The organism is Lentibacillus jeotgali, assembly GCF_000224785.1.
In the GTDB taxonomy this organism is placed as follows: Bacteria; Bacillota; Bacilli; order Bacillales; family Amphibacillaceae; genus Lentibacillus; species Lentibacillus jeotgali.
This window is the reverse complement of the sequence record NZ_AGAV01000014.1, coordinates 208,964-229,859: the sequence shown is the minus strand read 5'-3', so window position 1 is coordinate 229,859 and position 20,896 is coordinate 208,964. Positions and strand designations below refer to the sequence as shown.

The following is a 20,896-nucleotide window of genomic DNA, read 5'->3' as shown; positions in this document are numbered from 1 at the left end:
ATAATTTTTTTAGATTCGGGCAAGCATAGAAAAATAAAGTGAGATTCTGTGAGGTGTATATTCCTCACTGATTCTTAGGGGTTTGAATCGGACATTTACTGGCAGTCGTTCCCAGCCTCCCACAAGGGTTCAATGTGTATTATGCAGTGGGAACTTAATGCCAGCTAGATGCGGGTTAAAAGGAGCTTTTCTATGTTGGTATGTCCGAATTGCCGTGGCAAAGATATAGGGAAAATTGGATCGCAGCAATTCTATTGCTGGAATTGCTTTATTGAACTGACCGTAATAAATGAAAAACTAGCGATTCATCAGGTTGAAGCAGATGGTTCTTTAAGCTCTCTTGATGATTTATTTACGGAAGACGAAAGGAAAATTCAATGGTAATTCTCTCATCACTAGTAAGCTTCCCTTTTTCAGGGGGTGGTGGATATGTTCCGGGATAATAAACCATTGAATTTTCTCTTTTGGATCATAACCGGCATTTTTTCATTTTTATTTATCTATTTACTCGTTAAACTTTTTCCAGTATATGATGCTGTATTTTCATTCCTATGGCATCTGCTGCTTCCATTTCTGATTGCTGTTTTGATTGCCTATCTGCTTTATCCGATTATTCAAAAAATGCATAAGCACGGTCTTCCGAAAAGCCTGGCTATTTTATTGATATATATGTTGTTTTTCGGCGGGGCAGGTTATCTGATTTATCGTATTTATCCGGCTGTTATCGAACAGACCAGCGATTTGCAGGAGCAATTGCCGCAAATGATTGAGATGTACCGGAACATTATTTACAGCCTTTATGAATATACATCCTTTTTGCCGGAAACGGTCCATGACAGGATGGATGGACTGATATCCGAAGCAGAAACATATATCGAGGATCTGCTGACAGATCTGGTTCGGAGCTTCACCAAAATATTCGATATGATAATTGTCATTACGGTCATACCGGTTCTGGTTTTCTATATTCTAAAGGATTTTGAAACGATAAAAAAATATGTCAAAAAGTGGATTCCCTGGAAATACCATGAACGTACCCGGATACTTTGCCAATCAATTGATGAAGGACTTGGAAGTTACATAAGAGGACAGCTTATTGTTTGCCTGTTTGTCGGGGTAACTGCTTTTGCCTTATTTAAATTTTTAGACATCCCTTACGCATTATTACTTGCTATTATTATGGGGCTGACGAATATTATCCCGTATTTTGGGCCGATTATCGGCGCAATTCCAGCGGTTGCCATAACGGCGACTATTTCGGGCAAACTGGTTTTGTTCGTACTGGCGGGTATCTTTGCAATTCAGGTAATTGACGGGAATTTGCTTTCGCCGTACATTGTTGGCAAAAGTATTAATATTCATCCAATCGCCATCATTTTTGCACTATTATTGGGCGGTCAATTAAGCGGTGTGATCGGAATGATTCTGGCTGTACCAGTCTTGGCCGTACTAAATGTTGTCATATCACATACCATATCCGTCAGAAAGAATAATTGACAATTGGAGTATAGTTGTCTATACTATCAGCAAATACGTGAGAATACGCTGAAGGTTACGAGTACATGTGCCTCCATTCAAAAGTGTTTGGAAGTTGTATATAGAATCCGAATAATCTGTATTATTGGATCAATACTGCTCAGCCAGACACTGCAGAGAGGGATTTCAGCAGGCTGGAAGAATCCTGAATGTCGAGTCATGGAAGCTAAACCTGAGTACGGTTAATTCCCGTCGGTTTCATACCGTTATCATGCAGAGTGATGAATGAAAAGCTCATTCATAATTAGGGTGGTACCGCGATATCTCGTCTCTAACATAACTGGAGAGGAGATTTTTTTAATACCTGTAGATACTTTCTTACTGCATAAGAGCAACGGAGGCTTTTCACTGTAAAAGCTTTGCAATAAACCAGGGTTTCCAGGAGACTATGAATGGTGGAGGTAAAAAGATGAAACGGTTAACATCAGCTCAAGTCAGGCAAATGTTTCTTGACTATTTTAAAGAAAAAGGACATCAGGTGGAACCGAGTGTATCACTGGTTCCGAAAGAAGATCCGACATTGCTGTGGATCAACAGCGGCGTATCAACGCTGAAGAAATATTTTGATGGACGCATTATCCCGGAAAATCCGCGAATTGTGAATGCGCAGAAATCAATTCGCACAAATGATATTGAAAACGTCGGGTTTACAGCAAGACATCATACCTTCTTTGAAATGCTTGGCAACTTCTCAATAGGCGACTATTTTAAAAAAGAAGCCATTGAGTTTGCGTGGGAATTCTTGACCAGTGATAAATGGATTGGGTTTGATCCTGAACTCTTATCTGTTACCGTTCATCCCGAGGACGATGAGGCTTACGATCTCTGGCTTCACGATATACAGATCCCGGAAGAACGGATAATCAGACTTGAAGAAAATTTCTGGGATATTGGAGAGGGACCAAGCGGCCCTAATTCAGAAATATTTTATGATCGCGGCGAGTATTACGGAAACGATCCGAATGACCCTGAACTTTACCCAGGCGGTGAAAACGAGCGTTATCTTGAAATTTGGAATTTGGTCTTCTCCCAATTCAACCATAACCCGGACCATACGTATACACCGCTGCCGAAGCAAAATATTGATACCGGTATGGGACTTGAACGGGTTGTATCGGTTATTCAGGACACACCGACAAATTTTGAAACTGATCTGTTCATACCGCTAATCCGCCAGACAGAAGCTATTTCCGGTAAAACTTACGGGCAGAATGAAGAGGATGATACCGCATTTAAAGTCATAGCTGATCATATCCGCACCGTCGCATTCGCAGTGGGCGACAAGGCGCTTCCTTCCAACGAAGGGAGAGGTTATGTGCTCCGCAGGTTATTGCGCCGGGCTGTACGATTTGCCAAGCATCTTGGAATTGATGAACCATTTATGTACAAATTGGTTCCGACCGTTGGCGAAATCATGGAGGATTTCTATCCTGAAGTGCTTAAACAGCAAAATTATATTGAAAAGGTCATCAAAAAAGAAGAAGAACGGTTCCATGAAACACTCAATGACGGTCTGGCGATATTAAATAACATTATTCAAAAAGAGGAACGAAAGGGAAGTACTGTTTTTCCAGGAGCAGAAGTGTTCAGATTATATGATACGTACGGTTTTCCGAAAGAGCTGACCGAAGAATACGTTGCTGGGCATGGTTTTACTATTGATGAACAAGGATTTGAAGAGGAAATGGAAAAGCAGCGTGAGCGGGCCAGAAATGCACGGCAAAAGGTCGATTCAATGCAGATTCAGGACAGTGTGCTGGGTGAAATCGAGACGAACAGCACTTTTGTCGGGTATGATAAGCTGGAAGTGGAAACAGTAATTGACGTGATTGTTAACAAAAAAGAACTGACTGATTCAGCGGCAGCGGGGGATATTGTATTCATCTTCCTGAAGGAGACACCATTCTATGCTGAAAGCGGCGGTCAAATCGCTGACAATGGCTGGATATATACCGACAACGCATCTGCATATGTTGAGGATGTCCAAAGAGCACCAAAAGGCCAGAACGTTCATAGAGTTCGTGTCAAAGAGGGTGAAATCCGGACAGGGGAAAATGTCAAAGCAGCGGTTGAAACAGCTTTCCGTTCCGGGATTGTGAAGAACCATACCGCAACACACTTGCTGCATCAGGCACTGAAGGATGTACTCGGTGAACACGTCAACCAAGCAGGATCTCTTGTAACACCGGACAGGCTGCGATTTGATTTTTCCCATTTCAGTTCTGTAAACCAGGAACAGCTGAACCAAATCGAACAAAAAGTAAACGAAAAGGTTTGGGACCGGATCCCGGTTGTCATTGATCATAAAAAGCTTGAGGAAGCCAAAGCGATGGGTGCGATGGCTCTATTTGGTGAAAAATATGGCGACATCGTCAGGGTTGTGCAAATTGGTGATTACAGTATTGAGCTGTGCGGCGGCTGCCATGTCGGAAACACGGACGAAATCGGTTTATTCAAAATCATTTCCGAAACCGGGATTGGCGCCGGCACACGGAGGATTGAAGCTGTATCAAGCAAGCAGGCATACGATTATATGAACGAAAAGCTGGGCATAATGCAGGCAGCTGCTGACCTGTTGAAAACGAATGATGCCAATGTCGTGGAACGTGTCGAAGGTTTGTATGATGAAATCAAATCACTGCAAAAAGAAAATGAATCGCTGAATGCAAAATTATCAAACCAGGAAGCCTCATCCATCCTTGAAAACAGTGAAGCAGTCGATGGTGTGACAGTGCTTGCTGAAAAAGTCAGCGTAAGAGATATGAATCAACTCCGGAACATGGTGGATGATCTGAAACAAAAACTTGAGTCAGGTGTCATCCTGCTGGCGGCCGCAAACGATCAGAAAGTTCAATTGGCTGCTGGCGTGACCGAAGATTTAACTCCGAAAGGTCTGCATGCCGGCAATATGATTAAGCAGGCTGCAGAAATATGCGGTGGCGGTGGCGGCGGCCGTCCCGATATGGCTCAGGCAGGCGGAAAAAACGCGGGTAAAATTAATGACGCGCTGGAAAGTGCCAAAGAATATGTCACAAAACACTTAAATAAATAGAAAACCTGTATTCTATCTGGCAAAAAAGATATAATATGAACGATAAACATGTTAAAATAGAAAATAAAGGTAAAATATGTGGAATGAGGTGTCACTATGAGCTCTATTGATAAAACAATGAAATTTAATTTTTCGGAGGAGCCTTTTGATCAGGATATAAAAGAAATACTGCTGACCGTTCACGGTGCACTTAAAGAAAAAGGCTACAATCCAATCAATCAAATAGTTGGCTATCTATTATCCGGTGACCCTGCATATATACCGAGATATAATGATGCACGGAACTTAATTCGCAAGGTAGAACGTGATGAGGTCATTGAGGAAGTTGTGAAGTTTTATCTTGAAGAACAGCAGAAGGAAAGCTAGATGAAAATTATCGGACTGGATGTTGGTTCAAAGACAATCGGGGTTGCTGTGAGTGATCCTTTGGGTTTGACGGCACAGGGCCTAACGACAATTAAATGGGATGAACAGCATATCGCTTCTGCAGATGAACAGCTTAAAACAATCATAAGAGAGCAATCTATTGGGAAAGCTGTTATTGGATTGCCAAAACATATGAATGGAACGATTGGCGAGCGCGGTGAAGCATCAAGGAGATATGCAGATCATGTCGAGGCCGTCCATGGCATTGCGGCGGTACTTTGGGATGAACGGCTATCAACAGTTGCTGCTGAACGTGTTTTACTTGAAGCTGATATGAGCAGAAAGAAAAGAAAAAAAGTAATTGATAAAATGGCAGCGGTGATGATTCTACAAAGTTATCTGGATCAGAAACCGTAAAAAGGAGTGTACTGATGGCACTGGAAGAAAACGAACGCATTATTATACCTGATGAAAATGGAGAAGAACATCTTTTTGAAGTATTATTTACATTTGATGTTGATCAGACCGGAAATTCTTATTTAGCTGTTGTTCCGGCAGAACAAAAAGAAGATGAAGAAGTAGAAGTCTATGCTTTCCGGTATGAAGAGCAGAAAAAAGACGATGATGACCTTTCGCTTTTCCCAATTGAATCTGATGAGGAATGGGAAATGGTTGAAGAAATGCTTCATACATTGATTGATGAAGAGAACGACGAGTGAAGATGGAATCGGTTGGCATGAACTGATATCTTGATTGATATCAGTTTTTCTTTTGGCAGTTGAGTTGGGACATAACTAACACAGCAACTCTAAAGACGAACAATGCACTGCTTTAGTGTAGGACATATACTTAGAGGAGGAAAGGCATAGGTGAGACCCCGCAGTGCGAAGCACGAGGAGGCTCACCAGCCGCCCTAAAGTGCGCGAAGTATATTTCCGGAGCGGGTTATATCACTAACCATAATGACAAGTTCGTTCGGATTTTTCTTTTATAAAACTCTTTTGTCCCAACTTCACCATAAGTGCAACTTAGGCTTTTCCCATTAAAGCCTGGCCATAAGCTACGTTTTCTTAATATTTCTGGATAGATAGTTACTATTTTTTTTAGTATAATATAGCGGGTGAAAGGGGGAGAAGAATGTCCAAAAAAAAAATGTCAGGCAGCTACAAAAATAACCTGCTGAAGCGCAGCGAAGATGCCAAAATGGTCCGGAAAATAGCTGCGATAACCATCATTTCTCTGCTGCTTATTTTAATTGTGGGCATTATTTCGGCATATTTTTATATAAAATCCGCACTGCAGCCTGTTGATCCTGACAGTAATAAGGATGTTGCCATCGAAATCCCAATGGGGTCCTCGACATCCGAAATTGCAGCAATCCTGGAAGAAAATAATATCATAAAAGATGACACTGTCTTTCGTGTATATACGAAAATAAGTAACGAGACCCAATTTCAGGCAGGTGAATACACTTTTTCCCCTTCCATGGGAATTGATGAAATCATTCAAGCGCTTCAAAACGGGAAAGTTATGGAAGACCCGCTATATAAGGTGACAATACCTGAAGGAAAATCAATCGATGAGATTGCTGAGATATACGCCAACAAATTGCCGTTCAGCAAAAAGGACTTTCTTAAAAAAGTAAATGACCGGGAATACATTGAGTCATTAATCAAATCATATCCCGAAATTCTTACAAATGATATTTTAAATCCCAAGGTCAGAACACCGCTGGAAGGATATCTATTTGCAGCCACATATCAATTTTATAATAAGGAACCGTCTGTTGAGGCGGTGGTAAGCCGTATGCTCGAAAAAACAGTCAATGTTGTCACACCTTATCTGGATGAAATCTCTGCTCAGGATTTATCAGTACATGAGGCACTGACGATGGCGTCCATCGTTGAAAATGAGGCAAGTTCTGATAAACAGCGAAGAAAAATTGCTGGATTATTTTATAACAGGCTTGAAGAAGGTATGCCGCTTCAGACGGATCCGACAGTACTGTATGCCCTAGGAGAGCACAAAGATAAAGTATTGCATAAGGATTTGGAAGTGGAATCACCTTACAATACGTATCACGTAAATTCGCTGCCTGTCGGACCAATATCAAACTTTGCCGAGTCGTCACTGAAGGCAACCGTCAACCCTCAGAAATCGGATTATTTATATTTTCTTCATGATGATCAAGGCAATATCCATTTTTCAGAAACAAATAAAGCGCACAATACACTCAAAGAGAAATATATTGATTAAAAAGGCGGAAGTGCGGTGTGATCTTAGTCCCGCATTTCCTGTTTTTTAATGATTTGACTTAAATGCAGCTGGATACCAGTTAAATACAATTCAGCTTTACCATTAACGAGTGGCATGTAAGAGGGTGATTGATTGGACGAGACGTTAACGAACTATTTATTGCAAACATTGCCGGATGAGGAGAACTGGGTTACTGATCTTGAACAGACGGCCCATAATAATGGTGTTCCTATCATGGATCGGGTTAGTATGCAATTTGTGATGCAGCTGATTCGGCTGACAAAACCTGGTCAGATTCTGGAGGTTGGATCGGCCACCGGGTACTCGGCATTAAGAATGCTTCAAGCTAACCCGGGCGCGAAGATTGTAACGATTGAGAGAGATCGACAGCGTTATAATCAAGCTATCCGTAATGTCAGGGAGAGAGGGCTGCAATATCATATCCGCATTATCTATGGGGACGCAATTGACGTACTGCAGAATATGACAAATGATGCGTTCGACCTTGTCCTGATTGATGCTGCAAAAGGAAAATACCAGCGATTTTTTGAACTTTCAACACCGCTTTTGGCAAGCGATGGATTTGTATTAACAGATAACGTTCTGTTTAAAGGCTATGTAGCAGATAGCGAAAAACAGCACCCAAGATATCAGAAAATCGCCCAAAAAATCCGTGCATATAACGATTGGCTTATAAATCATCCGGATTTTACTACGACTATTGTGCCTGTCGGCGATGGTATTGCAATCAGCAAAACAAAGGAAAGAAAGGAGCTTTCATCCGATGCCTGAGAAACCAGTTGTAATTGGTGTTGCCGGTGGGAGCGGAAGCGGAAAGACTTCCGTAACTCGTTCTATCTGCCAGCGTTTCCAGGACAAAACAATTCTTGTCATTGAACAGGATTATTACTACAAAGATCAAAGTCAATTACCTTTTGAGGAACGGCTGAATACCAATTATGACCACCCGCTGGCATTTGACAATGACTTATTGATCAGCCATGTCCATGATCTAATCAATCATCAGCCGATCCAAAAACCGGTTTATGATTATAAAATGCATACACGGTCAAATGAAGTGATCACTGTGGAACCAAAAGAGGTGATTATTCTGGAGGGTATACTTATACTGGAAGATAAGCGGCTGGTGGATTTAATGGATATCAAGGTGTTCGTCGATACGGATGCCGATGTCCGTATTATTCGCAGGCTGTTACGGGATATTAAGGAGCGGGGTAGAACATTGGATTCTGTTATTGGGCAATATGAAAGCAATGTCCGGCCAATGCATCTTCAATTTGTTGAACCGACAAAAAGGTATGCGGACATCATTATTCCGGAAGGCGGCCAGAATCATGTAGCCATCGATATCATGGCTACAAAAATTGAAAAGATTTTGTCCAGAACGAGGCAAAATTCACAGTGAAAAGTATTGAAAATTTAAATTAAATCTGCCATAGTAGTTGCTAGTAATAATTTATACCAATACGGTTTATGCTGTACTGAGGATAAAAGGAGTGTAAATGTTCATGGCTACAGATAAAAGTTATTACATGACTCAAGAGGGGAAAGATAAGCTGGAAAAGGAATTGCAGCATTTAAAAACGGAAAAAAGACAGGAAGTCGTGGAGCGTATTAAGATTGCACGCAGTTTTGGCGACTTGTCCGAGAACTCTGAGTATGATGCTGCAAAGGATGAACAAGCATTTGTTGAGTCACGCATATCTCAGGTGGAGACAATGATCCGCAATGCCGTCATTATTGAGAACGATAACGAAAATCCGGATATTGTTTCACTGGGCAGCTCTGTTACGTTTAAAGAGTTGCCTGACGGGGATGAAGAAACGTACACAATCGTCGGCAGTGCTGAATCAGATCCGTTCGAAGGCAAAATCTCAAACGACTCCCCAATGGCTAAAAGTCTGATCGGCCAAGAAGCTGGTGCTGAAGTATCTGTAACTACACCTGCCGGGGATATTATGGTAAGAATTGAAAAGGTTGAATAAAAATTACTTACACATTACCATCTCCAAAATCGACATAACGGAACAAAAGGAGCTATAGAAATTATATAGCTCCTTTTTGTTAGGTTTTTAAAAATCGGCAAAATGACATATAGCTTCTTGTAAAAAATATGATAGTATAAAAGGTAATAGCAGATGGGAGGGGCTAACCCGTGTCTACCTCACGTGTTAACAAGTATGAAAAGAGAAGAAAAAATACGAAGCTTTTATCGACGTTTATTATAGTGGGAAGTATTTTAGTGATAGTGTTAATAGCGCTGCTTATTTTTGGTGGTAGTGATGAAGCCGGTAAGTCAGGTGACAATCAGACAAATCAATCGTCATCACAGGAAGAGGCGTCAAATTCCAATTCAGAATCGGAAGGTGAGAGCGGGTCAGCTGATGGTTCTGACGAGTCCGGAACCAACAACGATTCTGATATGGATGAAGAAAATAACGGGGAAACGGAGACTGAACAGGTCGAACCATCTGATGACAATGTAGCAGAGGCCTATACAGGTGACTGGGAGCCTGTCGGTACGGAGCAGTCTGAACCGCATACGATAAATTATAATGAAGGCTCTCAGGACAGAAATGAGATGCGACAAGCCGTTGCAGAAGCGACTGGGCTGGATGTGAATAATTTAACCATGTGGTGGATTGAGCGTAATGGAGACGAAAAAGTGATTAATACGGTTTCCGATCCTGATGAAACCGAAATATACCGTGTCTATAACCAGTGGATTCCAAATGAAGGCTGGCAGCCGACAAAAGTAGAGGAACTGAAAGAAAACGATCAGAAATGGCGTTTTGAGTAAATGGAAAAGTTTATGGAGGAATGAATTATGACTGTAGGGATTATTGGTGCAATGGACGAAGAAATTGCTTTGTTAAAGGATAACATGACAGAAAAGGAAGAAACTGCAGCTGCCAATTGTTTGTTTATCAGGGGAAAGCTGTTCGGTCATGATGCCGTATTGATGAAATGCGGAATCGGTAAAGTAAATGCTGCCATGGCTACAGCTATCCTGCATGAACGGTTCAATCCGACGAAGGTTATTAATACCGGGTCTGCCGGCGGATTTGCTGCTGAATTGAACGTCGGGGATATTGTTATTTCGACAGAGGTTGTGCATCATGATGTAGATGCTACAGCATTTGGGTATGCATATGGACAGGTTCCAAAAATGCCTGCCATGTACACATCGGATGCTGATATAGCCTCACAAGCAGGACAAGCTGTTAGACAGATCGGGATCGGTTATCGGGAAGGTATTATTGCAACAAGTGATTCATTTATGGGAGATGAGGAACAGGCAGAAGCTGTCAGAGAAAAATTTCCTGAAATCATTGCAGCGGAAATGGAAGCCGCAGCCATCGCACAGGTCTGTTATCAATATGAAACACCCTTTGTGGTGATCAGGGCTTTATCGGACATTGCCGGAAAACAATCGTCCATCTCATTTGATGCTTTCCTGGATATGGCTGCAAAAAATGCAGCAAACCTGATTATGAAAATAGTTCAAAAACTTTGATCCGTCAGTTCCATCCATGATTTACCTCCCGTTTAAAGTCATGACATGTGTTATGATTTCCTCATGGGGGGGATATCATATGACACATCGTGAACAGAAAACAGAGACAAAGCTGGCAGATTACCGCCGATTTACTGTAACATTACTCATATTGGCCGTCTATTTATATATTGGAGCCGTTATCAATACGTATATCAATTATTCTGCTGATGGAAAGGCTTTGACCATATTGTCATTTACCTTGGCAGCAATCGCAGGCTGGTTCAGTTTCCTAACCCGCCGCTTAAGTGAAGAATGTCAAAAATAGAGTACGGGTCAGGAAACCCGTACTCTATTTTTGGCTAAATTCTTTTCGGTAATACTCATGAAAAACCTTCATCAGAGCGCGCTTCTCTATCCGTGATACATAGCTCCGGGATATATTCAGCATATCGGCAATTTCCCGTTGTGTCATTTCCTTATAGTTATTCAGTCCGTACCGATACAGAATCACTTCTCTTTCTCTGCTGTCAAGGATGGATAAGTAATCATTCATCTTTTCGATTTCCATGTTTAATTGAATGTATTCGATAATATTCTGATTTTCTGCTTCCAGAATATCGATCAGGCTAATTTCGTTTCCTTCTTTATCCTGACCAATTGGATCATGCAGAGAAACATCCTTTTTTACTTTCTTTAATGCACGTAAATGCATTAATATTTCATTTTCAATACACCTAGCTGCGTATGTTGCCAGTTTGGTCCCCTTGTCGGAGGAATAACTTTCAATTCCCTTAATTAAGCCAATGGTTCCAATCGAAATGAGATCCTCCATGTCCTCTCCGGTATTTTCAAATTTCTTGACGATATGAGCAACCAGCCGTAAATTGTGTTCAATCAGCTTGTTGCGGGCGTCTTCATCACCCTCCTGCATTTTTTTGATATACTTAGTTTCATCTTCGGGTGACAAGGGCTGTGGAAAAGCGTGGTTTTTAACATAGGAGACAAAAAAAAGCGCTTCTTTAATTAGCAGGCCTAGAAAACTCAAAATGCCTGACAAATATAATGCACCTCCCTGGATTATGGCTGGGTGATCGCCTATATATCATCTGTATGAAGGAGATGCCGTTTTTGTGTCTGTCCGAACAGAAAAGACCTGTCTGTATCTGGCAATGAAGAGAAGACATTTTTGAGGGTATAAAAAAAGCGACCCGTCAGAGTCACTTCTGTTGCTGTTTTTGGTTTTGGATGGCTCTTTCATATTCATCCGTTCTCTGGTTTGTAACCGGTTTGATACCTGCTTTGTGAGCTGCTCTCGATATCATATGCCCCGCAACCGGGGAAGTCAGGAGCGTAAACACAATCGCAAGCAATAGCTTTCCGCTGATGATGCCATGCTGCATATACAAAAATAAGAAAGCACCAATCAGCAAACCTGATATACCCAAGGTCGCCCCTTTTGTGGTTGCATGGAGCCTTGTATAGACATCCGGAAAGCGTATAACCCCAATTGAGCCGGACAACAGGAAGAAGGATCCAGATAACAGTAAAAGGGCTATAATGATGTTTGCAATAATATCAATCCAGTTTTCTATCAATGATAACACCCTTTTCCAGATATTTCGCTACGGCTAATGTCCCGATGAATAGAAGAATGCCAATCAGTAAAATGACATCATTTAATTTTGTCGTCGGAATCAGTACCGCCATCAATGCTGCCAGTCCCATCATATTCATGCCCACTGAATCAAGGGCGACTGCACGGTCAGCATTTGTTGGCCCTATAATGATCCGGCAGAGAAGCAGAATAAGTGAAATAGAGATCGCAGCGAGGCATATGATGGTCGATATTTGAACAATTGACTCGGTGGCGGACAAAAGGTTCATCGTGTCACCTCCATTATGGCTTTTTCAAATGTATTCTTAATGGAATTGATTTCATCATCAATGTCATCGATATGCATTGCATGAATGTACAAATAAGTATTATCATGCGATACTGCAACTGAAAGCGTACCCGGTGTCAATGATATCAGGTTGGCGAGAAGTGTTATCTCCCAATTGCTTGTCAGTTCAGTCGGCAAAGCGAAAATACCTGGCTCAAATTCAGGTTTGCGTGCATAGGCGAGCTTAACGATATCGATGTTGGATAAAACAAGTTCCTTTATGAACAGCATAATTAGTCCGGCGATTTTAAAGGCACGTTTCAAATAGAAAGTATCCGGAATAAAACGGTTCAATAGAAGCAGTAACAGGATACCCAGCAAGTATCCCGTGATAAAGCTGGGTGCGGTATAAGCTTCACTGAGAAGCATCCACATTACTGCTATGACCAGGTTAATAACAATTTGGAAAGCCATCCTATATCATCCTTCCATCACAGCATTGATGTAATCAGCCGGGTTAAGCAAGTACTTGGAAATCGATTCAATTGATGGATATATGAACTCCGCTCCTATACCCAAAAATACGGAAAAAGCTAATAACACGACAATCGGTGCACTCCGGCCTTTTATTGATTTTGGCTGGAATGATTCATCCTTTTCTCCCCAGAATCCTCTGATGAATATTTTCATAATTGAGTAAAGAATCAACAGACTGGATAATAATGCAATGATCACAATAGCAATTTCTTCAGCTGCTAATGCTCCCCGCAACAGCAGGATTTTTCCGATAAAGCCGCTAAAAGGGGGGATACCTGCTAACACAAATCCCGATATAAACAGCATCCATCCGAGAAACGGATAATAATGAATCAGACCGCTGAACTTACGTAAATCGGATGTTCCAGCCGCATAAGCAATCGTGCCTGCCAGCAGGAACAGACTAGCTTTAATCAGCATGTCATGGATTAAATAATAGATGGATCCGCTGATACCGTCCTGGTTGAATACACCAATCCCCATCAGAATAAAACCGATAGCCGGGATAATATTGTAAGCGATGATCAATTTTATATTATTGGTAGATAAGGCGCCCAATATACCAAAAACCATTGATAAACCAGCGATCCAGATAAATACTTCATGTGTCAGCTCGATCTTATGTACAAAGATCAGTGAAAACACTCTGATGATCGCATAGATACCAACCTTTGTCAGCAATGCTCCAAATAGCGCTGAAATGACCGGATTCGGCACAGCATATGACTTTGGCATCCAGTAATATAGGGGAAACAGCGCTGCCTTTACAGCAAATACAAAAAATAGAAGAATGCCTACAGTTGTCAGGATTCCCTGCTGGTCCACTTCCTGTACGCGCTGTGCAATCTGTGCCATATTGATTGTACCGACCGCTCCGTATAAAAACCCGACGGCTGTTACGAACAGCATGGACGAGAATAGGTTGATGAATACATACTTCATGGATTCACGCAGTTGCACTTTATCCCCGCCGAGGACAATCAGGCCATAAGATGCCATCAGCAAGACCTCAAAGAAAACAAACATGTTAAAGATATCACCGGTCAAAAAAGCACCTGAAACACCTGATATCAGCATGAAAAAGAATGTATAAAAGTAATACTTCTCTTTTCGGTCCGTCAGGGAATGCGGAGCATAAAAAGCGCAAGCTGCCGCAACAATGTTTGTTGTCAGTACCAGAAGGATTGACAGCTGATCGGCAACAATTATAATACCATATGGTGCTGCCCAGTCACCGGTTTCAAGTATGATGGATCCTTGATTAAACACAAGCCATGCTATAAAGCTCGCTACAACAAGATTACTGATGATAAATATTTTCGACAGTGTACGGACAAGTGTCAGCCGTTTCGGGAAAAAGGCGAGAATGATTCCCGCTATTAATGGAATGATGATTGGTAAAACTGCCAGATTACTCATTTTCGTTACCCCTTAATTGCTCCATATTATCTGTATTGTTTTCTTCAGCAGTACGATATGCAAGCACCAATAGTAAGCTGGTGATGCCGAAGCTGATTACAATTGATGTTAATATCAGCGCCTGCGGCAAAGGGTCTGTGTAGTCACTGATTCCTTCAGTCAGGATCGGCGGGCTGCCTCTTTTCAATTCTCCCATTGTCAAAAGGAATAAGTGTGCCCCGTGGGAGAGCAGAACAGAGCCTATAACCAGTCTCAGAAACTGTTTTTGCAGTAAGTTATAAATGGCTGTAGCGAATAGCACTCCTGCAAGAATTGAAATAATAAACTCCACTTATTTCCCTCCTTTTCTTGTTTTTGATTTTATGAGGGTATAAATGGCAAGGGCTGCTATACCCAGCACAGTAATTTCGAATAACGTATCAAGACCGCGCATGTCAACAAGAATAACGTTGACAACGTTGTCTCCTCCGCCGAGTGAGTACGACGTTTCAATGAAATAATCGGAAATAGTTCCAAACCAGTCACTGCTGTGGGCAGAGATTGCGATCATGGTCATCATGGCACCAAAACCAACAGATATAATCGCGTTAACCACCTTTTTGTTCATTGATTCGTTTCGCTTTTTTAGCTTCGGCAAGTGATAGAAGCACAGCAGGAAAAGAGCTACTGAAACTGTTTCAACCACCAATTGCGTCAGAGCCAGATCCGGTGCCCGATAAATGACAAACAATAGGGCGACACCATATCCAACTACACCGACAATCAATACGGCTGCCACATTTTTATTCGCAAAGATGGTACCAACGGCCGCGACCGTAATGACCAATGCGACGGCCAGTTCAATGACGGTGACAGGTGCCAGGTTGCTGAAATCAATCGTAAAGCCGCCGGTAGCCAGCATAAACCCGACAGTGATGACCACAATGGTGCTTAAAATAATTGCCATATAGGTCCTTAATGAACCGGTCATATAGAATGTAGTGATATTTCTTGAGTAAGTATCTATTCTTGCCATGATGGCATCGTAAACTTTATTGACGCTCAGTCTGCCGGGAAGCACTTGATAAATCCCGTTCCATCTCGTTCTTGTTGCCGTCAGCACTGCACCGAGCCCTACAACAACGAGTGACATCTGGAATGCCGGTGCATTCCATCCATGCCAGAAATAGACATCTTTTACAACTTCCCCTCCGTAAACAGCCTCAGCCGCATGGGCAATGAATGTACCATTGACAGCGCTCGGGAACAGGCCGATTAAAATGACGCCAAGCACGAGAATCCCAGGTGAGACAAGCATACCGAACGGTGCTTCATGCGGTTTTTTGGACAGTTTGTCAAGCTGCGTTTTTCCGCCGAATGTACCAAAAAGGAAATAAAGCGAATAAACAAACGTAAAGATACTGCCCAATACGGCTAAGTATGGGATGATATCTACAAGAAAACTTGCAGTCGCGCCCATCCCTTCCTGCAAACCTAAAGTGGATTCAAAAAATAATTCTTTACTGTAAAAACCGTTTAAGAACGGCAACGGAATCCCGGCCATCGAAAATGTACCAAACAGCGCAAGTGTAGCCGTTATCGGCATAAATGTCAGAAGCCCGCCGAGCTTACGTATGTCACGGGTGCCTGTTTCATGGTCGACAGTACCGGCGACCATAAACAGGCTGCCTTTAAAGGTAGCATGATTTAAAATATGGAAAACGGCTGCGAAGATGGCTGCTTTTGTACCAAAACCGAGCATTGCCATAATCATACCGAGCTGGCTGATGGTAGAAAACGCTAAAATAGCTTTCAGGTCTGTCTGGTGCACCGCCATATAGGATGCCCAGCAAAGGGTGACAATTCCTGCCATACTGACAATGATAAAAAACCATTCGTAATCCCCAAAAACCGGGGAAAACCTTGCCACCAGATATAGCCCTGCTTTTACCATTGTAGCAGAATGGAGGTAAGCACTGACCGGTGTCGGAGCTTCCATAGCATCTGGAAGCCAGATATGAAATGGAAACTGGGCTGACTTCGTAAATGCACCTAATAGCAGAAAGCCCATAGCGAGCGGCATATATGGACTCGCAAGAATAACGTCCGCATTCGCAATCATGGACTGAATACTTGTTGTTCCTGTTATTACTGATAACAGGGAAAACCCGCCAAACATACTCAGTCCGCCGAAAATAGTGATCATCATTGATTTCAACGCGCCATATCTCGACCGTTCATTAAAGTGCCAATATCCAATAAGCAAAAATGATGAAATGGATGTGAGCTCCCAGAATGTGTAAAGAACAAATACATTATCTGATAATACAATTCCGAGCATTGCCGACATAAACATCATCAAATAGACATAAAAATGCCCAAGCGGTTCACTCCGGTCAAGGTAGTAGATGGAATATAAAACCACCAGGGTGCCGATGCCACTGATCAACAGGGCAAACAGCAGGCTAAGCCCATCTAGATGAAAATCGAAATTCACGCCAAGTGATGGAATCCAATTATAAGTATGCCGTACTGGCTCGAAGCCCGAACCAACAAATTGTATAAAATAAAGGAAAACGAGCAGTGGGATAAAAAGAACAAAAACACCTGTATGTATTTTATGTTTAAATTTACTGATGAACGGAATAAAACAAGCAAGCAGTAGTGGAATTAATACTGTGAAAATCATCTGATATGTTGTCCTCCTCTTAATGGAAATGCCAGCTTCTAACAGCTTGAGGAAATGAATGGCTGCAGGGATTCTATATGGTCTGCTCAAAAAGGGGATAAAAAAACGAGTAGTTCGAGCCGCGAAGAAACAAGCCAACTAGAAACACCGATGTGTCATTTTTACCGGACTTTTTGAACATCCTCTATATGTATTTTAATATTATCAGTGATAGCTTATCATAATCATAATGACAGTTGAAAGGGAAAACCCCTGACCATTTTAAAAAGACAGGGGTTACAGGCGATATTCAATTGTATAGTTTGACTTTGTCCATTAGATTTCGTTTGTAAATTTCTTTTTCAATTAAATATATAAAGTCGGGGCTTAAGTTCAATTCATTTGCTTTATAATAGGATTCCAGCAGCAGCTCATCAGATAAACATTCCATGAATACAGCCCTCCTAACTCTTAAAGCAACCAATTGTAAAACCGGTTGATAGTTAATAAGTTATCACGAAATAAAAAGCATAACAAGATTGATATTATCTACAAGTGCCTGTAGATAACTTGTGAACAAATCATGAATTAAGGCGAAAATTGTTGATGTTGCAGTGTGGATTTTGTGTATAAGGTTATCCACATATCGAAAAATGAAGGAAATTGTCGAACGTTTCCTGGCATATTTAACAGGTTTTCTAACGGTATTTATTTCGATGATGGAAAGATGGTAATGGGTTGAGTTATAATAAGTATCTGTTATACGATTGTTTTATTCATAGTGTTGAACGTATTACATAAGAAACGATTACTGCTAAATAAGTTTAAGAGGTGTAATGGTTGTTGAAGTTCTTTTTGCCAAATGAACATGTGAAAAGTATTTTTGATATTAACCCTGAATCATTATTTAAGAAAGGAATTAAGGGAATCATAACTGATCTGGATAATACACTTGTTGCGTGGGATGTTGCAAATGCAACACCGGAGATAACTGAATGGTTTCAGCAGATGAAGGATCATAATATTAAAGTAACGATTATTTCAAATAATAAAATGGAACGGGTGAAAATCTTCTCTGAACCACTTGATACCCCGTTTCTGTTCAGTGCCCGGAAGCCTTTGAGCCAGGCGTTCAAAAAAGCCGCAAAGGAAATGAAGTTAGAAAAGGAAGAAATTGTAGTCATAGGAGACCAGGTTCTGACAGATGTGCTCGGAGGTAATATGGCAGGTTTTTATACCATATTGGTTGTACCGATCGTTCAATCTGACGGAAAGGTTACACGAATTAACCGGAAAGTTGAGCGGCGGATCTTAAGTTATATGCGAAGAAAGGGCAAGATAAGCTGGGAGGAATAAAAATGGAAGAGGTAAAATGTCAGGGATGCGGGGCTTACATCCAAACATCCAACCCGGATGAAGCCGGCTACACACCTGAATCCACACTGGACAGGGACATCATTCTGTGTAAACGGTGTTTTCGTTTAAAACATTATAATGATATACAAGACGTTTCCATGACTGATGATGACTTTCTTGAGATGGTCGGTCAAATTAAGGATAAAGAAGGTCTTGTTGTCCATCTGGTTGACATTTTTAATGTTGACGGAACGATGATAAAAGGCCTTTCAAGCATTGTCGGGGATAAACCAGTTATCCTGGCCGCAAATAAAATGGATTTGCTGCCAAAATCAACAAACCGCAATAAACTGATTAAATGGCTTCGGACGATGGCCAAAGAAGCAGGAATCTCTGTGAAAGCTGTGTATCTTATTTCATCGGTAAAAGGCCATGGTTTGTCTGATTTGTCAGAAGCCATTGAGGCGAAGCGACAAAAGCAGAGTGTATATATTGTCGGGACAGCTAATGTCGGCAAATCCACATTTATTAATAAATTGATTCAGGAAACGACAGGTACGACTGACGTTATTACAACATCGTATTTTCCAGGAACAACCTTAGGTTTTATTGAGATACCGCTGGATGATAACACGTCACTAATTGACACGCCGGGAATCGTTAACCGGAATCAAATAGCACATTATATTTCTGACAATGACCTGAAAATCATTACACCCAAAAAAGAAGTCAAGCCAAGGGTCTATCAGTTGAACAATCAGCAAACGCTTTACTTTGGGGGTCTAGCCCGCCTTGATTTCATTAAAGGTGAAAGGCAATCGTTCGTATGTTATTTTTCAAATCAGTTATCCATTCACCGAACCAAATTAAAAAATGCCGATCATTTATTGAGCGAACACATGGGCGGGCTCCTGTCACCTCCAGACAATGAAACCATAGAAATGATGCCTGACTTGACTGCTCATTCGTATCAGATTGAGCAGGAAAAAACAGATATTGTGTTCCCCGGTTTGGGATGGGTAACGATACCAAAGGGAGATATAACGGTCGCAGTGCACAGCCCTGAAAACGTCAGGATTTCATTACGAAGGTCTTTTATGTAGGAGGGGTAATATGAAGTATAAATTGGGGCTTATCGGGTTTCCCATTAAACGATCGCTCTCTCCATGGATACATCAGCAATTTCTTAAAAGGGCTGACCTGGAAGGCGATTATTCTATTCAGGAGATAGATCCGGATGACTCATTTGAGGAGGAAATTGATAGGCTAAAAAACAGCCAATTCGACGGGTTTAATGTTACAGTTCCGTATAAAAAGCGGATTATCGATTTCCTCGATCAATTGGATGAGGATGCGCGAACGATTGGAGCTGTTAATACGGTTGTCCACAGAAATGGGAAATGGACAGGCTATAACACTGATTGGACCGGCTATATCACGAGTTTAAAACATCACTACCCGTCTTTTTTTCAAAAGAAGGTGAGCAATATATTACTTATCGGGGCCGGAGGTGCTGCGCGCGGGATATATTATGGGCTAGTGAAAGAAGGATTTGCCCGGATCGATATTGCTAACCGGACGCAAGCAAGCGCCGAAGTCATTGCTGGATTAGGCGAAAAAAATACCAATACATCAATCATGACACTCGAAGACGCCGAAAGTAGTCTTGGAGGGTATGATTTAATTATCCAGACAACGAACATCGGAATGAAACCTAATGTCAGCGACATGATTATTTCGCTGGATAAGCTGTGTGAACATAGTCTTGTCAGTGATATTGTTTATCAGCCGATTGAGACCGAATTTTTACATCAGGCGAGTCAAAGAGGTGCGTCCATTCATTATGGTCATACAATGTTGTTATATCAGGCACAATATGCTTTTGAACTTTGGACGTCAAAAAAAGTGCCGGCTGATAATATGGAACAGCAGTTACAACATAAACTGGAAGGAAGGTAGAAAATGTTAACAGGTAAACAAAAACGTTATTTGCGGTCTGAAGCCCATCATTTAAAGCCGATTTTTCAGGTCGGCAAAACTGGGGTCAATGATAATATGACCGGACAAATCGGAGAAGCGCTGGAAAAACGTGAATTGCTGAAAGTCAGTATTCTGCAGAACAGTCCTGAAGATAAAAATACCGCTGCAGAGAAACTGGCTGAAGGAACCGGAGCAGAGATTGTTCAAATTATCGGCAAAAATATCATCCTTTATAAAGAATCAGAACAAAACAAACAGATCCAGCTTCCATAGTTGAAGTGAATCGGGAATTTCGCGGACAGTCACCTCCGCAGTAAGGCGGATACTGACCGTGATATGTTGAT

Annotated in this window: 25 protein-coding genes; 17 read left to right on the top strand and 8 right to left on the bottom strand. The window is 41.6% G+C overall.

All coding sequences use genetic code 11. The features are described 5' to 3' along the window. Positions 1 to 192 precede the first annotated feature (192 nt). The 13 genes from ON01_RS10930 (at position 193) to ON01_RS10870 (ending at position 11,055) form a co-directional block, all read left to right on the top strand. Positions 193 to 384: a hypothetical protein gene (locus ON01_RS10930; protein ID WP_010531082.1), complete on the top strand. Its 192-nt coding sequence runs from the start codon at positions 193 to 195 to the stop codon at positions 382 to 384. A gap of 45 nt (positions 385 to 429) precedes the next feature. Continuing rightward, positions 430 to 1,497: an AI-2E family transporter gene (locus ON01_RS10925; RefSeq protein ID WP_010531081.1), complete on the top strand. Its 1,068-nt coding sequence runs from the start codon at positions 430 to 432 to the stop codon at positions 1,495 to 1,497. Between the two features lie 448 nt (positions 1,498 to 1,945). Next, positions 1,946 to 4,588, top strand: a complete 2,643-nt coding sequence (alaS, locus tag ON01_RS10920; RefSeq protein WP_010531080.1) for an alanine--tRNA ligase — start codon at positions 1,946 to 1,948, stop codon at positions 4,586 to 4,588. A gap of 96 nt (positions 4,589 to 4,684) precedes the next feature. Then, positions 4,685 to 4,954, top strand: coding sequence for an IreB family regulatory phosphoprotein (locus tag ON01_RS10915; protein ID WP_010531079.1), 270 nt, complete (start codon positions 4,685 to 4,687; stop codon positions 4,952 to 4,954). Further along, positions 4,955 to 5,371 carry a Holliday junction resolvase RuvX gene (ruvX, locus tag ON01_RS10910; RefSeq protein WP_010531078.1) on the top strand — a complete coding sequence of 139 codons (417 nt, stop codon included), beginning with the start codon at positions 4,955 to 4,957 and terminating at the stop codon, positions 5,369 to 5,371. Positions 5,372 to 5,385: 14 nt separating this feature from the next. Continuing rightward, positions 5,386 to 5,673: a DUF1292 domain-containing protein gene (locus ON01_RS10905; protein ID WP_010531077.1), complete on the top strand. Its 288-nt coding sequence runs from the start codon at positions 5,386 to 5,388 to the stop codon at positions 5,671 to 5,673. Between the two features lie 418 nt (positions 5,674 to 6,091). Beyond that, complete coding sequence (gene mltG, locus ON01_RS10900; protein WP_010531076.1) at positions 6,092 to 7,210, top strand: endolytic transglycosylase MltG; 1,119 nt, start codon at positions 6,092 to 6,094, stop codon at positions 7,208 to 7,210. 132 nt (positions 7,211 to 7,342) lie between these two features. Further along, on the top strand, positions 7,343 to 8,002 hold the full coding sequence (locus tag ON01_RS10895; RefSeq protein ID WP_010531075.1) for an O-methyltransferase: 660 nt from the start codon (positions 7,343 to 7,345) through the stop codon (positions 8,000 to 8,002). After that, complete coding sequence (gene udk, locus ON01_RS10890; RefSeq protein ID WP_010531074.1) at positions 7,995 to 8,636, top strand: uridine kinase; 642 nt, start codon at positions 7,995 to 7,997, stop codon at positions 8,634 to 8,636. Before ON01_RS10895 ends, udk begins: the two co-directional genes overlap by 8 nt. Before the next feature lie 103 nt (positions 8,637 to 8,739). Next, positions 8,740 to 9,216 carry a transcription elongation factor GreA gene (greA, locus tag ON01_RS10885; RefSeq protein WP_010531073.1) on the top strand — a complete coding sequence of 159 codons (477 nt, stop codon included), beginning with the start codon at positions 8,740 to 8,742 and terminating at the stop codon, positions 9,214 to 9,216. A gap of 170 nt (positions 9,217 to 9,386) precedes the next feature. After that, entirely contained in the window at positions 9,387 to 10,031 is a 645-nt protein-coding gene (locus ON01_RS10880; RefSeq protein ID WP_010531072.1) for a DUF1510 family protein, read from the top strand. Between the two features lie 27 nt (positions 10,032 to 10,058). After that, positions 10,059 to 10,748 carry a 5'-methylthioadenosine/S-adenosylhomocysteine nucleosidase gene (gene mtnN, locus ON01_RS10875; RefSeq protein ID WP_010531071.1) on the top strand — a complete coding sequence of 230 codons (690 nt, stop codon included), beginning with the start codon at positions 10,059 to 10,061 and terminating at the stop codon, positions 10,746 to 10,748. Positions 10,749 to 10,827: 79 nt separating this feature from the next. Further along, complete coding sequence (locus ON01_RS10870; RefSeq protein WP_010531070.1) at positions 10,828 to 11,055, top strand: YrhC family protein; 228 nt, start codon at positions 10,828 to 10,830, stop codon at positions 11,053 to 11,055. Positions 11,056 to 11,079: 24 nt separating this feature from the next. On the opposite strand, the gene sigK is transcribed toward ON01_RS10870, so the two are convergent. The 8 genes from sigK to ON01_RS10830 form a co-directional block, all read right to left on the bottom strand. After that, a complete protein-coding gene (sigK, locus tag ON01_RS10865; protein ID WP_010531069.1) occupies positions 11,080 to 11,787 on the bottom strand; it encodes an RNA polymerase sporulation sigma factor SigK in 708 nt (235 codons plus the stop codon). A 160-nt stretch (positions 11,788 to 11,947) separates the two neighbouring features. Continuing rightward, positions 11,948 to 12,325: a monovalent cation/H(+) antiporter subunit G gene (gene mnhG / locus ON01_RS10860; protein ID WP_010531068.1), complete on the bottom strand. Its 378-nt coding sequence runs from the start codon at positions 12,323 to 12,325 to the stop codon at positions 11,948 to 11,950. Beyond that, the gene (locus tag ON01_RS10855; RefSeq protein WP_010531067.1) at positions 12,306 to 12,614 is read right to left on the bottom strand and encodes a monovalent cation/H+ antiporter complex subunit F; all 309 of its coding nucleotides are present in this window, start codon (positions 12,612 to 12,614) and stop codon (positions 12,306 to 12,308) included. The genes mnhG and ON01_RS10855 overlap by 20 nt, the downstream gene beginning before the upstream one ends. Next, positions 12,611 to 13,087, bottom strand: a complete 477-nt coding sequence (locus tag ON01_RS10850) for a Na+/H+ antiporter subunit E (RefSeq protein ID WP_010531066.1) — start codon at positions 13,085 to 13,087, stop codon at positions 12,611 to 12,613. Before ON01_RS10850 ends, ON01_RS10855 begins: the two co-directional genes overlap by 4 nt. Before the next feature lie 6 nt (positions 13,088 to 13,093). Beyond that, positions 13,094 to 14,569, bottom strand: coding sequence for a Na+/H+ antiporter subunit D (locus ON01_RS10845; RefSeq protein ID WP_010531065.1), 1,476 nt, complete (start codon positions 14,567 to 14,569; stop codon positions 13,094 to 13,096). Further along, entirely contained in the window at positions 14,562 to 14,900 is a 339-nt protein-coding gene (locus tag ON01_RS10840; RefSeq protein WP_010531064.1) for a Na(+)/H(+) antiporter subunit C, read from the bottom strand. The genes ON01_RS10845 and ON01_RS10840 overlap by 8 nt, the downstream gene beginning before the upstream one ends. After that, positions 14,901 to 17,237: a Na+/H+ antiporter subunit A gene (locus ON01_RS10835; RefSeq protein WP_010531063.1), complete on the bottom strand. Its 2,337-nt coding sequence runs from the start codon at positions 17,235 to 17,237 to the stop codon at positions 14,901 to 14,903. Between the two features lie 289 nt (positions 17,238 to 17,526). Then, entirely contained in the window at positions 17,527 to 17,667 is a 141-nt protein-coding gene (locus tag ON01_RS10830; protein ID WP_010531062.1) for a sporulation histidine kinase inhibitor Sda, read from the bottom strand. A 389-nt stretch (positions 17,668 to 18,056) separates the two neighbouring features. Between ON01_RS10830 and ON01_RS10825 the strand changes: the two genes are divergently transcribed. From ON01_RS10825 to yhbY, 4 genes are read left to right on the top strand one after another with little or no spacing between them, the layout of a single operon-like run. After that, the gene (locus ON01_RS10825; protein ID WP_029329096.1) at positions 18,057 to 18,572 is read left to right on the top strand and encodes a YqeG family HAD IIIA-type phosphatase; all 516 of its coding nucleotides are present in this window, start codon (positions 18,057 to 18,059) and stop codon (positions 18,570 to 18,572) included. Between the two features lie 2 nt (positions 18,573 to 18,574). Further along, positions 18,575 to 19,675: a ribosome biogenesis GTPase YqeH gene (gene yqeH, locus ON01_RS10820; protein ID WP_010531060.1), complete on the top strand. Its 1,101-nt coding sequence runs from the start codon at positions 18,575 to 18,577 to the stop codon at positions 19,673 to 19,675. 10 nt (positions 19,676 to 19,685) lie between these two features. Further along, positions 19,686 to 20,531, top strand: a complete 846-nt coding sequence (aroE, locus tag ON01_RS10815; protein WP_010531059.1) for a shikimate dehydrogenase — start codon at positions 19,686 to 19,688, stop codon at positions 20,529 to 20,531. Between the two features lie 3 nt (positions 20,532 to 20,534). Beyond that, on the top strand, positions 20,535 to 20,825 hold the full coding sequence (gene yhbY, locus ON01_RS10810; RefSeq protein ID WP_010531058.1) for a ribosome assembly RNA-binding protein YhbY: 291 nt from the start codon (positions 20,535 to 20,537) through the stop codon (positions 20,823 to 20,825). Positions 20,826 to 20,896 lie beyond the last annotated feature (71 nt).

What these genes read in the sequence shown, in the direction of transcription:
- ON01_RS10925 (WP_010531081.1), top strand. Translation starts at nt 430, where the DNA reads ATGTTCCGGGATAATAAACCATTGAATTTTCTCTTTTGGATCATAACC.
- yhbY (WP_010531058.1), top strand. Translation starts at nt 20,535, where the DNA reads ATGTTAACAGGTAAACAAAAACGTTATTTGCGGTCTGAAGCCCATCAT.
- ON01_RS10855 (WP_010531067.1), bottom strand. Translation starts at nt 12,614, where the DNA reads ATGAACCTTTTGTCCGCCACCGAGTCAATTGTTCAAATATCGACCATC.
- ON01_RS10835 (WP_010531063.1), bottom strand. Translation starts at nt 17,237, where the DNA reads ATGATTTTCACAGTATTAATTCCACTACTGCTTGCTTGTTTTATTCCG.
- ON01_RS10845 (WP_010531065.1), bottom strand. Translation starts at nt 14,569, where the DNA reads ATGAGTAATCTGGCAGTTTTACCAATCATCATTCCATTAATAGCGGGA.
- ON01_RS10915 (WP_010531079.1), top strand. Translation starts at nt 4,685, where the DNA reads ATGAGCTCTATTGATAAAACAATGAAATTTAATTTTTCGGAGGAGCCT.
- ON01_RS10870 (WP_010531070.1), top strand. Translation starts at nt 10,828, where the DNA reads ATGACACATCGTGAACAGAAAACAGAGACAAAGCTGGCAGATTACCGC.
- ruvX (WP_010531078.1), top strand. Translation starts at nt 4,955, where the DNA reads ATGAAAATTATCGGACTGGATGTTGGTTCAAAGACAATCGGGGTTGCT.
- ON01_RS10905 (WP_010531077.1), top strand. Translation starts at nt 5,386, where the DNA reads ATGGCACTGGAAGAAAACGAACGCATTATTATACCTGATGAAAATGGA.
- udk (WP_010531074.1), top strand. Translation starts at nt 7,995, where the DNA reads ATGCCTGAGAAACCAGTTGTAATTGGTGTTGCCGGTGGGAGCGGAAGC.
- mltG (WP_010531076.1), top strand. Translation starts at nt 6,092, where the DNA reads ATGTCCAAAAAAAAAATGTCAGGCAGCTACAAAAATAACCTGCTGAAG.
- yqeH (WP_010531060.1), top strand. Translation starts at nt 18,575, where the DNA reads ATGGAAGAGGTAAAATGTCAGGGATGCGGGGCTTACATCCAAACATCC.
- ON01_RS10930 (WP_010531082.1), top strand. Translation starts at nt 193, where the DNA reads ATGTTGGTATGTCCGAATTGCCGTGGCAAAGATATAGGGAAAATTGGA.
- ON01_RS10850 (WP_010531066.1), bottom strand. Translation starts at nt 13,087, where the DNA reads ATGGCTTTCCAAATTGTTATTAACCTGGTCATAGCAGTAATGTGGATG.
- greA (WP_010531073.1), top strand. Translation starts at nt 8,740, where the DNA reads ATGGCTACAGATAAAAGTTATTACATGACTCAAGAGGGGAAAGATAAG.
- ON01_RS10830 (WP_010531062.1), bottom strand. Translation starts at nt 17,667, where the DNA reads ATGGAATGTTTATCTGATGAGCTGCTGCTGGAATCCTATTATAAAGCA.
- aroE (WP_010531059.1), top strand. Translation starts at nt 19,686, where the DNA reads ATGAAGTATAAATTGGGGCTTATCGGGTTTCCCATTAAACGATCGCTC.
- mtnN (WP_010531071.1), top strand. Translation starts at nt 10,059, where the DNA reads ATGACTGTAGGGATTATTGGTGCAATGGACGAAGAAATTGCTTTGTTA.
- alaS (WP_010531080.1), top strand. Translation starts at nt 1,946, where the DNA reads ATGAAACGGTTAACATCAGCTCAAGTCAGGCAAATGTTTCTTGACTAT.